Here is a 12,228-nt window from a genome sequence, read left to right on the forward strand (position 1 = left end):
CCTGTTATTGGATGTTGGGAGTTTCTAAAGGTTTATCTAAAGGTACGTTCATTAAACGTAAAGATTCTTGCATCACACGAGCAAATACAGGCGCTGCCACCAAACCACCATAATACTGTCCTGTTGGATTTTCCACCACGACCACCATGGCTAAACGCGGATCACTGACCGGTGCAACCCCAGCAAACAAGGCACGATATTCAGTCTGTGAATAGCCTTTGCGGTCTGCGCGAAGTTTATGCGCTGTTCCCGTTTTACCTGCAACCCGATAGCCTGGAATATTGGCTTGACGTGCCGTACCACCGGGTAACGTTACGGCTTCCATCATCAGTAGAACTTGATCGGCAATTTTAGCATCAACAATTTGTTCGCCTTTAGGCTGTTCTTCTAATTTGTATAAACTCAGCGGCATTTTTACGCCTTTATTGGCAAGCATGGCATAGGCATCTGCCAATTGCAGCACAGTGGCGTTCAAACCATAACCATAAGACATGGTCGCCACTTCCGACACATTCCACTTGCTTGGCGGCAAAATTAAACCTGCACTTTCACCCGGAAATTTCACTGCAGAACGCGCACCAAACCCTAAACGCTTATAAAAAGTCGGTAAGGTTGCATACGGTAAAGATAAAGCAATTTTCGCCACACCCACGTTTGACGATTTTTGGATAATTCCCGCCAAAGTCAGTGAGCCATAATTGTGGGTATCACGAATGGTGTGATTACCCACCCGCATTGAACCACCACTTAAATTGACCACGGTATTCGGTGAATATTTGCCACTTTCCAGTGCCATTGCCACCGTCATAGGCTTCATGGTCGAACCCGGTTCAAAAGAATCCACCGCACCACGGTTACGCATGGCATCTTTATTGGACAAACTTTTTTTGTCATTCGGGTTATACGACGGCCAACTGGTCATCGCCAAAATTTCACCCGTTTTCACATCTACCGCAATTGCTGTGGCTGAACGGGCATTATTTGCCACCCCTGCTGCAGTCAATTCACGATACATAATGTATTGCAAACGTGAGTCGATACTCAGGGTAATATTTTCGCCCGGTTCAACCTCTCTCACCACTTCTGGGTCTTTGACACGGTTACCCTTTTTATCGCGCACGATTTGCTGTTCGCCATCCACGCCTGCCAAGCGGGTATTTAGCTGCATTTCCAAGCCTTCAATGCCTGTGCCTTCACTATTGGTCAAACCAATAATTTGTGCATTCGGCTGTGGCTGCGGGTAATAACGCTTATAGTTTTTCTCGGTATATACCCCTTGGAAATTACGTTTTAGAATCAGCTCTGCCTGTTGCGGCGGCACTTCTTTTTGTAAAACCAAATAACGTGAACGCGGACGCTCGTTCATTTTATTTTTCAGTTCTTGGCGATCCATCCCAACTGCATCGGCAAGTTCATCTAAATTCAAGTTTTTATCTGGCAATTGACGCTGCAATTTACGACTGGTCGGATTTTTTTCCAACTCGGCTGTAATTTCTTCAAACAGTTTTTTATTGTCAAAATAATCACGTGGATCAATCACCACTTTCATTACAGGGGTACTAATTGCCAAAGGCACACCGTGGCGATCATAAATCACCCCGCGCATAGCTTTGAGCTTTTCTGTTCTTAAAATATTGGCATTGGCTTTGTTTTGTAAAAAGTCATGGTTCACAATTTGCACATAAAAAGCACGTCCCACCAGTGCCACGAACACCAGCAGTACCACAGCCCACATTAAGTAAAAACGCCACATTTCTACATGAATGGCATTTTTTCCAGTTACCGATTGCTGTTTCTTTCGGGTTTGCTTTTTACGCGTATCGACCATGTGCAACTCGCCTTATTGTTGTTCTGAGGTTGTAGGCAAAGAAATCACCACAGTTTGCGGTGCGGGCGGTGAATACATACGCAGTTGCGTCACCGCACGGGTGCCAATTTGTGCAGTTGCACCAAAGGTCTGCTGTTCAATTAACAAACGCCCCCATTCGGCATTTAAGTCATCTCGCTCGCGCATATAAGAACTCAGCTCACGATAATCATGGCGATATTCAAACACTTGAAACACCACCATAATCGCGCTGATAAATACCAGCGCCAATAAAATAAAATAGGCGACCATTTTTTTCAGTCGCACTTGAGATTGATTTTTTTCAACGGTTTCAGTTTTCATTATTGGCCTTTTCAAGCTAATCGTTCTGCAACACGTAGCCATGCGCTGCGTGAGCGTGGATTGGCTTTGACTTCTTCATCACTGGCACGCACACGTGATATTTTTTTCAATCGACGTGTATCTTGTTGCTGTTGTGGCAAGCCCCAACCCGAATCTTCAGGCAGGCTCGATTCTTTTTGAATAAACTGTTTAATTAAACGATCTTCCAAAGAATGGAAGCTAATTACCGCCAAACGACCTTCGGGTTTTAACACCTCAACGGCTTGCGGCAAGAAGTTTTCAATATCTTCTAATTCTTTATTAATCGCAATACGAATTGCCTGAAAAGTACGTGTTGCAGCGTGTTTGTTTTTTTCCCACTTCGGATGGGCAACTTTTACAATTTCAGCCAATTGTGCGGTAGTTTCAATATAACCCGCCTGTTTAATGGCTTTGGCAATACGGCGGCTATAACGCTCTTCACCATATTGAAAAATCACATTGGCTAAGGCTTCTTCTTCAATATCCACCAGCCATTCTGCCGCAGTCGGGCCTTGTGAGTTGTCCATACGCATATCAAGCGGGCCATCTTTCATAAAGCTAAAACCGCGTTCTGCCTGATCTAGCTGTGGTGACGACACGCCTAAATCGGCCATCACACCATCGACCTGAGTGACGCCCAAATCATTCAACGCTTGCTGCATATCGGCAAAACTGGCATGAATAATCTGAAAGCGCGAATCTTGCTGCGCCAATTCTGCTGCCACGGCCAAAGCTTGTGGATCTTTATCAAAGGCATAGACTCGTGCCTGCGCATCCAATTTGGATAACAACAAACGCGTGTGTCCACCTCGTCCAAAGGTAGCATCGACATAAATTCCTGTATTGCGATCTGCCAACACGGCATCAACAGTTTCATGAAGTAATACAGAAATATGCGACATAAGGTTCAATCAATACAGCTAAAATGTAACTGCACATTATTACCTTGTTTTGGCAAAGCTCCAAACGTCTTTTTGTAGATAAATATTACTTTCCATAGGGAAAACCGTTTTTGACTTTTTTAAAGCACAAAAAAATCTCCGTAGAGATTTTTTTGTGTGCCAATCCAATAAAAGATTAGCCGAAAATGGATATCTGTTTAACGCTTAGTATTATAAATTTGGTCGAAAATCGCACCATTCACAAAATGTGTTTTTTGTGCATTTTCCCAGCCACCGAACACTTCATCAATCGTGAAAGTTTTTAATTTCGGGAATTGTGCTGCATATTTTGCAAGGACTTTTTCATTACGTGGACGGTAGAAATGCTTAGCCGCCATTTCCTGACCTAAAGGTGAATATAAATAGTTGATATAACCTTTCGCCAACCATTTATTGCCATTTTTTTCTACTGTGCGGTCTACGATTGCCACCGAAGGTTCAGTCAAAATAGAAATAGATGGATAAACAATATCAAACTTGTCTTTGCCTAAGGTTTTTAAAGTTACAAGGGCTTCATTTTCCCAAGTCAACAACACATCACCAATGCCACGTTCAGCAAATGTAGTCATCGACGCTCGTGCTGCCGAATCCATCACTTTTACATTGTGGTACATCTTGCCCACAAATTCTTGCGCTTTGGCCTTAGAGCCGCCCGGCTGCTTTTCTGCATAACCCCAAGCCGATAAATACACCCAACGTGGCAAACCACCTGTTTTCGGGTTAGGGGTAATAATTTGTACGCCTGGTTTGGTTAAGTCATTCCAGTCTTTAATGTTTTTCGGATTGCCTTTACGCACCATAAAGACGATGGTCGAGGTATAAGGCGCAGAGTTATGAGGAAATTCTTTTTGCCAACCTGCTTGGATTTGACCTGACTTTACAATTTCTTCAATGTCATTCGCCAATGCCAAAGTTACGACATCGCCCTTTAAACCATCGACCACAGAACGCGCTTGCTTGCCTGAACCACCATGTGATTGTTTAAAGTTGACGTCTAAACCTGTACGTTTTTTCCAGTACTGACCAAACGACTTGTTAAATTCATCATAAAATTCGCGGGTCGCATCATACGATACATTTAAAAACTGACGATCTGCAGCCTGAGCAGTCGTTGCAGCAAAACCTGTTGCCAATAGCGCAGCAGCCAATAAAGCTTTCAATTGAGTTTTCATTACAGCACACATCACCTTTAATCTGTCGCTCAATATATGCAATGCTCAGGCGCTGCGCAATTTGTAAAAAACATGCAAAAAATGATTAAATTCAAATAATTTAGCTTTAATTAATTGTTTTTAATCAATTTAATTCAAGATGCGGCGTTTATTCCAAATTTATACCTTTTTATGGATTAGATATATAAAAAGTGAATAAAACTTTGATCCGTTTTTAGACTCAACGGTAAAATAAGCGACATCACAGCAATCAAACCCGCTTCAAAACTATTTTATTGTGACTTTTGTAACAATCTTCACGATATCTCCACAGTTGTTTGTTACAACATGTTCTAAATCAAAGATCATCTGAAAAATCGGTATATAGTGAGTAAATGATGATAAAGATCTTATTAAGAGTGTGACGCAAATCTACTTTTGTTATGATTTTTGTGATTAAATATTAAAGTGATTAAAACAATTTATAAATTGTGAGTTCACTCATAAAGGAAAGGGGGAATCAAAATGAAATCTAAACTCATGTTCGCAGTATTACTCAGCTTAAGTACAGTCGGTCACAGTGCAGTGATCAAATCTGCTGAAAGCAAAACCAATTTAACTGAGGCAAAAGGCTCTTTAATTGAAAAAGCCATTACCCAGCAAAAACAGGCAGACAAGCAAAAGTTTGAATCGAATAATGATTTAAAAGTGCTGACTTCAATTAATCTTGCCCCAACTCAAAATTTCTTTGCCTTGCAAAATCAGCGTTTTAGCCGTTTTGTACAAGCCTTATTCCCGCAAGATAACTCATAACTCCGCATTAAATTCACTGCCTTTGATCCCCTTTTCAAATGCAGTTGAAACGCCCAAGTACAGAATGTTGAATTTAACATTAAGTACTTGGGCTTTTTCGTTATAATGGTTGCAATTTACATTTTGAATTAATTTTTGCTTATGACTGTTCGTACTCGTATCGCGCCTTCTCCTACTGGTTTCCCGCACGTGGGAACAGCGTATATCGCCTTGTTTAACTTATGTTTTGCCAAACAACACGGTGGTGAGTTTATTCTTCGTATTGAAGATACTGACCAACTGCGTTCAACCCCTGAATCTGAAAAAATGATTTTGGATTCATTGCGTTGGTTAGGCTTAAATTGGGCAGAAGGTCCAGATGTCGGCGGCCCGCATGCACCGTATCGTCAGTCTGAACGTATGGATATTTATAAGCAATACGCCTTGCAATTGGTTGAACAAGGACATGCTTTCTATTGCTTCGCTACTAGCGAAGAACTCGATCAAATGCGTGCAGAACAACAAGCACGTGGTGAAAGCCCGCGCTACGATGGTCGTGGTTTAAACTTGTCTGCAGATGAAGTGCAGCGTCGTTTAGCGGCAGGCGAAGCGCATGTTATTCGTATGAAAGTGCCAACCGAAGGCGTATGTAAATTTAATGACATGCTGCGCGGTGAAGTGGAAATTCCATGGGCGCAAGTCGATATGCAAATTTTGCTGAAAACAGATGGCTTGCCAACTTACCATTTGGCCAACGTGGTCGATGACCATTTGATGCAAATCACTCACGTGATTCGTGGTGAAGAATGGATTCCATCGGCACCGAAACACCAATTGCTTTATCAATATTTTGGTTGGGATATGCCTGTGTTATGCCACATGCCATTGTTGCGTAACCCAGACAAATCAAAATTATCTAAACGTAAAAACCCAACTTCAATCAACTACTACAAAGACATTGGCGTATTACCTGAAGCTTTGCTGAACTATTTAGGTCGCATGGGTTGGTCAATGCCAGATGAAAGTGAAAAATTCACCTTAGCCGAAATGATTGAACACTTTGATATTCAACGTGTTTCACTAGGCGGCCCTATCTTTGATGTGGAAAAACTCAATTGGCTGAATGGTCAATGGATTAAAGCGCTTTCACCTGCTGAGCTGTTAGATACCTTATTGGCTTGGAAAGCAGATCGTGCCAAATTGGAAGAGATTGCTGCCGCGATTCAACCGCGTATTAATTTACTCTCAGAAGCGGTCAATTGGTCTGCACATTACTTCAACCATTTCCCAAGCTTGAGCAAGGAACAGTTTGAAAGTAAAAAACTGTCTGAAGAACAAGTGCGTCAAAGCCTACAATTTGCAATTTGGCGTTTAGAAAGTCTATTTACTTGGAACAACGACACGGTGAGCCAAACCCTAATGGATTTAGCCAACCAAATGGAAATCAAATTGCGTGATTTCATGCCTGCGTTCTTTATTGCAATTGCAGGTTCAACCGCATCTACACCTGTGATGCAAACCATGGTCACCATTGGTCCTGACCTGACCTTTGCGCGTTTGCGTCATGCCTTAGAAGTGGTTGGCGGACCAAGCAAAAAAGAAGTTAAAGTCTGGGAAAAACTGAATGAAAGCATCAAATTGCCGAAAAATGATGCAATTGATCTAGCTTAATTCATTTTTTTGTTGACGTGTGCGCGCAATAGCCCTAATATTGCGCTCACACAGACTGGGGTCATAGCTCAGTTGGTAGAGCGCTACAATGGCATTGTAGAGGTCAGCGGTTCGATCCCGCTTGACTCCACCAAGTTTAAATAAGGCTTTACCTGTGTTGCCTCATCAAGTCCCTATCGTCTAGAGGCCTAGGACATCGCCCTTTCACGGCGGTAACCGGGGTTCGAATCCCCGTAGGGACGCCATATTCAAGATGAATATAAATTCACTTATCTTCATCTTATAATAAAGCTCAAGCAATGACTTGGGCTTTTTTATTGCCCTGTTTTCTGACAGACTGTTTTTGATTTGCCGTACATTTGGTTAGAATAACGATCAGATTAGAATTTTGGAGTTGTAATGCAATACCGATGCCCTAAATGTCAAAGCCCAAAAATCATGCCTGTTGCGCAGGCAGGTCAAACAACACCGCGTCCTGTGGTGCCAAAAAGCTTGGTGATGCTTATTCCAGCGGTATTTGTCTTATTACTTCTTGTCTTGATCAGTATCGCCATGTGGATTTTTGGTGATGGTGCAGGCACAACCTTACAAAGCATTACTGTGGCGGTATTTGTGCTGTGTGTAATTGCAGGTTTCTTGTTTTATCGTGATTTGCCTGATTTCAAAATTTCTATGCAAGCCTTTATGCAGTCACAAAAAAAATGGAAGTGCCGTGAATGTGCACATGAGTGGGAAGTTTAAACCTCACTGGTCTACATCTAGATTAAGAAAAATGTTGCTAGGTTGATCACAAGACCACATCATCGAGCAAATATAAAAAAACCAGCCTTCTCGGCTGGTTTTTTTAATGAGAACTCAAGTTTTTAGACTTAAGCGCCAATTTTACGGTATTTGCTACGTTTGGTTGCCAGATCATCACCATATTTCTTACGGCGATATTCTTCAAACTCAGTATAGTTACCTGTAAAGAATTCTGGTTGCTCATCTTCGAATGACAAGATGTGCGTTGCAATACGGTCTAGGAACCAACGGTCGTGCGATACCACCATCACTGTACCTGGGAAGACTAAAATTGCATCTTCCAGTGCACGTAAAGTTTCAATATCCAAGTCGTTTGATGGCTCATCCAGCAAGATCACGTTTGCGCCCTGCTGTAGAATTTTTGCCAGTTGTAAACGGTTACGCTCACCACCCGACAATTCACCAACGCGTTTTTGCTGATCCTGACCTTTAAAGTTAAAGCGACCAATATAAGCACGCGATGCAATTTCATAATCGCCCACTTTCAAAATGTCTAAACCGCCAGAAACTTCTTCCCAAACAGTTTTGTCATCATCTAGAGTGTCACGAATCTGACCGACATAAGCCACTTTTACCGAGTCACCTAAAGTCACGCTGCCCGTATCAGGTTGCTGCTCGCCAGTCATCATACGGAATAAAGTCGTTTTACCCGCACCGTTTGGACCGACAATCCCCACAATCGCTGCAGGCGGCACAGTAAAGGAAAGGTTTTCGTAAAGTAAGCGATCACCAAATGACTTGCTGATGTTTTCCACTTCCACCACTTTGTTCCCTAAACGTGGGCCAGGTGGAATATAAATTTCAGAAGTTTCGTTACGCTGTTGGAATTCACGCGAGTTAAGCTCTTCAAAACGCTCCATACGCGCTTTGTTTTTCTTTTGCTGGCCTTTCGCATTGGAACGTACCCATTCCAATTCTTTTTTCAAGGCTTTAGCAAAAGATTCTTCTTGCTTCTGTTCTTGCTCTAAACGGTTATTTTTCTGCTCTAACCATGAAGAGTAGTTACCTTGATATGGAATACCATGTCCACGGTCAAGTTCTAAAATCCATTCTGCAACGTTATCCAAGAAGTAACGGTCGTGGGTAATTGCCACAATCGTACCCGGGAAGTCTTTTAAGAAACGCTCTAACCAAGATACAGATTCTGCATCCAAGTGGTTCGTCGGCTCGTCTAGAAGCAGCATGTCTGGTTTAGACAATAACAAACGGCATAAAGCCACACGACGACGCTCACCACCCGATAATTTGTTAACATCAGCATCCCAAGCTGGCAAATTTAATGCTGCCGCTGCTTGTTCAAGCTGATTGTTCAGGTTGTGTGCATCCCAAGTTTGGATAATCGCTTCTAACTTCTCTTGCTCTTTTGCAAGTTTGTCGAAATCTGCATCTGGATCTGCATATTCTGCAAAAACTTGGTCTAAACGCTCTAAAGCATCTAAAGCTTCACGCACACCATCTTCCACGTTGCCGCGTACATCTTTGCTCGGGTCTAGTGGTGGTTCTTGCTCAAGATAACCAATTTTGATGCCTGGCTGTGCACGAGCTTCACCAGAGAAATCTTTATCTACGCCCGCCATAATACGGAGCAAAGTCGATTTACCTGCACCGTTTAAACCAAGCACACCAATTTTCGCACCTGGGAAAAATGATAAGGAGATGTCTTTCAAGATTTCGCGCTTAGGCGGAACCATTTTCGACACTCGGTTCATCGTATAAATATATTGGGCCACGTAGGACTCCTCAATAGAAAACCAAATCTGGGGCTCAGATGAGCAGCCCCTGCTCTAATGAGCGAAAAAATAATCGGGTATTATACCTGAATACGGAGAAAAAATAAGACACCACAAACATCTTGCATGCTTTGTTACAACTCTAGCGATCAGCGGATAAGCACAGGACTTTTTGCCTGCTATATCAAATTTACAGCTAAATATTGCAGCATTTTTACACTTTCTTTCATATTTAAAAGTGCTAGACTCAAACCAATTTAACTCACGAAGATGAAGTAAACATGACCTATAAAGACGAAACTTTGGCCATTCATGCAGGCTATAGCCCAGAACCAACCACCAAAGCCGTGGCTGTGCCTATTTACCAAACCACTTCTTATGCCTTTGATAATACGCAACATGGTGCCGATTTATTTGATTTAAAAGTACAAGGCAATATTTACACCCGTATTATGAACCCAACCACTGCAGTATTGGAGCAACGTGTTGCAGCACTTGAAGGCGGGATTGGCGCATTGGCTTTAGCATCGGGTATGGCTGCAATTACCTACGCAATTCAGACCATTACCGAAGCAGGCGATAACATTGCTTCAGTATCAACTTTATACGGCGGTACTTACAACTTATTTGCCCACACCTTGCCTAAACAAGGCATTGAAGTACGTTTCTTCGATTATCAACAGCCTGAAAGCTTACGCGACCTGATTGATGACAAAACCAAACTGGTCTTTGTAGAATCCATTGGTAACCCATTGGGCAATATTATTGACCTTGAAGCGATTGCGAAAATTGCGCACGAATACGGCATTCCAGTGGTGGTGGATAACACTGTAGCCACGCCTGTCTTGCAAAAATCATTTGATTTTGGCGCAGACATCATCATTCACTCACTGACCAAATATATTGGTGGTCACGGTACGTCTATTGGCGGCATTATTGTCGATAGCGGTAAATTCCCTTGGGGCAAATATCCTGAGCGTTTTAAAGCCTTAAATACACCTGACCCAAGTTACCATGGTGTGAACTATGTAGAAGCCTTAGGCGCTGCAGCATTTATTGCACGTGCACGTGTAGTACCACTACGCAATACAGGTGCAGCGATTAGCCCGCATAACGTATTCCTAATTTTACAAGGTTTAGAAACCTTAAGCCTGCGTATGGAACGCCATACTGAAAACGCGCAAAAAGTAGCGGAATATTTACAGGCACATCCAAAAGTGAAATGGGTCAATTACGCAGGTTTGAAAGATCACCCGCAACATGCGTTGGCACAAAAATATGTGAAAGGCAAACCTTCTGCAATTCTGTCTTTTGGTGTGCAAGATGGCCGTGAAGGCGGAACCCGCTTTATTGATGCACTGCAATTATTCACACGCTTGGTCAATATTGGCGATGCCAAGAGTCTGGCTTGCCACCCTGCAACCACCACTCACCGTCAGTTGAGTGCAGATGAACTCAAAGCGGCTGGTGTGAGTGAAGATATGGTGCGTTTATCCATCGGGATTGAACATGCCGATGACTTAATTGCCGATTTAGAGCAAGCTTTAGCAGCCGTATAAAAACTCATCAGTTCAAACTTTGTACTGGCATCCTGCTGATTAATTTCAACAGGATGCTTTTTTATTTTAATTTTTCTTTGTATGTCTTTGCATTAGCTTTATTTCATGGTAAAAATAAAGATATACAGCTCACAAAAATAGAGCAATTACTCTAAATTCATTTTTAAATTCAACCACTTATTCCATAGCTTTTTTTGTGCAATCGGCTATCATAAAGCCAAGTAAAACAGTTCAAATTCAGTCTGAAATTTGAATCGTCAATCTCAATAAAAATGACAACTCAGGAATCTAAATCAGGAATATTAGCGTGAAGCCAAAATTAGAGAAACTTTTTCAACAGCGTGTAAATGGTAAAGTTGCCCTTATTACAGGTGCATCGAGTGGTATTGGTTTAACCGTGGCACATAAGCTAGCCGATGCAGGTGCGCATGTGCTTTTGGTGGCACGTACTCAGGAAACGCTCGAACAAGTCAAAGCTGAAATTGAAGCACGTGGTGGCAAGGCTTCAGTTTTCCCTTGTGATCTAAACGATATGGACTCTATTGATGCTGTATCGCAACAAATTCTTGCCTCTGTCGATCATATTGATATTTTAATTAACAACGCAGGCCGCTCAATCCGTCGTGCAGTACATGAGTCGGTTGATCGTTTCCACGACTTTGAACGTACCATGCAGCTCAACTATTTTGGTGCTGTGCGTTTGGTACTCAATATTTTGCCGCAGATGATGCACCGTAAAGATGGTCACATCATCAACATCAGCTCGATTGGTGTATTAGCCAACGCAACGCGTTTCTCGGCTTATGTGGCATCTAAAGCCGCATTGGATGCGTTTAGTCGCTGTCTATCTGCAGAAGCGCATACACACAAAATTGCGATTACTTCGGTGTATATGCCATTGGTCCGTACCCCAATGATCGCACCAACCAAAATTTATAAGTACGTGCCCACCCTTTCACCTGAGCAAGCGGCAGATTTAATTGCTTATGCGATTGTGAAACGTCCGAAGAAAATTGCGACACATTTGGGTCGTTTGGCTTCAATCACTTATGCGATTGCACCAGACATTAACAACAAACTCATGTCGATTGGTTATAACTTATTCCCAAGCTCTACCGCGTCTGTGGGCGAGCAGCAAAAACTGAACTGGGTACAAAAAGCGTATGCGCGCTTGTTCCCAGGTGAACACTGGTAATTTATACACAATTCAAGTTTTGCTTTAGGCGACCTACGGGTCGCCTATTTGTTTTTACAGCTTAGGTTGAACAGCGCACAACAATACAACATCACTTCAACAATTTTTAAATTGTGCAGCCGCAACTTTTCATGTGATTTTAATATTGGTTTAAGAATTGACATACTCCCACCACTTTCGTTTTCACTCAAGTGGGG

General features: G+C 42.4%; 10 protein-coding genes and 2 tRNA genes. 7 read left to right on the plus strand and 5 right to left on the minus strand.

Annotation, left to right across the window (positions count from 1 at the left end; all coding sequences use genetic code 11):
* Positions 1–4: 4 nt before the first annotated feature.
* The 4 genes from ftsI to VF675_RS08680 all read right to left on the minus strand — a co-directional run bounded on the left by ftsI (position 5) and on the right by VF675_RS08680 (position 4,304).
* Positions 5–1,828: a penicillin-binding protein PBP3 gene (gene ftsI / locus VF675_RS08665; RefSeq protein ID WP_131260649.1), complete on the minus strand. Its 1,824-nt coding sequence runs from the start codon at positions 1,826–1,828 to the stop codon at positions 5–7.
* A gap of 12 nt (positions 1,829–1,840) precedes the next feature.
* The gene (ftsL, locus tag VF675_RS08670; protein WP_104852659.1) at positions 1,841–2,170 is read right to left on the minus strand and encodes a cell division protein FtsL; all 330 of its coding nucleotides are present in this window, start codon (positions 2,168–2,170) and stop codon (positions 1,841–1,843) included.
* Between the two features lie 11 nt (positions 2,171–2,181).
* Positions 2,182–3,093 (minus strand): 16S rRNA (cytosine(1402)-N(4))-methyltransferase RsmH, encoded by a 912-nt coding sequence (gene rsmH, locus VF675_RS08675; protein ID WP_004974437.1) that lies wholly within the window; start codon positions 3,091–3,093, stop codon positions 2,182–2,184.
* A gap of 197 nt (positions 3,094–3,290) precedes the next feature.
* The gene (locus VF675_RS08680; protein WP_440205099.1) at positions 3,291–4,304 is read right to left on the minus strand and encodes a sulfate ABC transporter substrate-binding protein; all 1,014 of its coding nucleotides are present in this window, start codon (positions 4,302–4,304) and stop codon (positions 3,291–3,293) included.
* A 504-nt stretch (positions 4,305–4,808) separates the two neighbouring features.
* Between VF675_RS08680 and VF675_RS08685 the strand changes: the two genes are divergently transcribed.
* The 5 genes from VF675_RS08685 to VF675_RS08705 all read left to right on the plus strand — a co-directional run bounded on the left by VF675_RS08685 (position 4,809) and on the right by VF675_RS08705 (position 7,487).
* Complete coding sequence (locus VF675_RS08685; RefSeq protein WP_178319356.1) at positions 4,809–5,096, plus strand: hypothetical protein; 288 nt, start codon at positions 4,809–4,811, stop codon at positions 5,094–5,096.
* 141 nt (positions 5,097–5,237) lie between these two features.
* Positions 5,238–6,746, plus strand: coding sequence for a glutamate--tRNA ligase (gltX, locus tag VF675_RS08690; protein WP_440205100.1), 1,509 nt, complete (start codon positions 5,238–5,240; stop codon positions 6,744–6,746).
* 57 nt (positions 6,747–6,803) lie between these two features.
* A tRNA-Ala gene (locus VF675_RS08695) sits at positions 6,804–6,879 on the plus strand.
* Positions 6,880–6,915: 36 nt separating this feature from the next.
* Positions 6,916–6,991: transfer RNA gene (locus VF675_RS08700), tRNA-Glu, on the plus strand.
* 154 nt (positions 6,992–7,145) lie between these two features.
* The gene (locus VF675_RS08705) at positions 7,146–7,487 is read left to right on the plus strand and encodes a hypothetical protein (protein WP_004974430.1); all 342 of its coding nucleotides are present in this window, start codon (positions 7,146–7,148) and stop codon (positions 7,485–7,487) included.
* Positions 7,488–7,615: 128 nt separating this feature from the next.
* Here VF675_RS08705 and ettA read toward each other — a convergent pair whose 3' ends face one another.
* Positions 7,616–9,277, minus strand: coding sequence for an energy-dependent translational throttle protein EttA (gene ettA / locus VF675_RS08710; RefSeq protein WP_004974427.1), 1,662 nt, complete (start codon positions 9,275–9,277; stop codon positions 7,616–7,618).
* A 281-nt stretch (positions 9,278–9,558) separates the two neighbouring features.
* On the opposite strand from ettA, the gene VF675_RS08715 reads away from it, so the two are divergent.
* Both VF675_RS08715 and VF675_RS08720 read left to right on the plus strand, forming a co-directional pair.
* Complete coding sequence (locus VF675_RS08715; RefSeq protein ID WP_004974425.1) at positions 9,559–10,836, plus strand: O-acetylhomoserine aminocarboxypropyltransferase/cysteine synthase family protein; 1,278 nt, start codon at positions 9,559–9,561, stop codon at positions 10,834–10,836.
* Positions 10,837–11,143: 307 nt separating this feature from the next.
* Positions 11,144–12,031 (plus strand): SDR family NAD(P)-dependent oxidoreductase, encoded by an 888-nt coding sequence (locus tag VF675_RS08720; RefSeq protein WP_004974423.1) that lies wholly within the window; start codon positions 11,144–11,146, stop codon positions 12,029–12,031.
* The last annotated feature ends 197 nt before the right edge of the window (positions 12,032–12,228 follow it).

It is taken from the genome of Acinetobacter sp. Lyrl_1 (genome assembly GCF_051948795.1).
In the GTDB taxonomy this organism is placed as follows: Bacteria; Pseudomonadota; Gammaproteobacteria; order Pseudomonadales; family Moraxellaceae; genus Acinetobacter; species Acinetobacter towneri.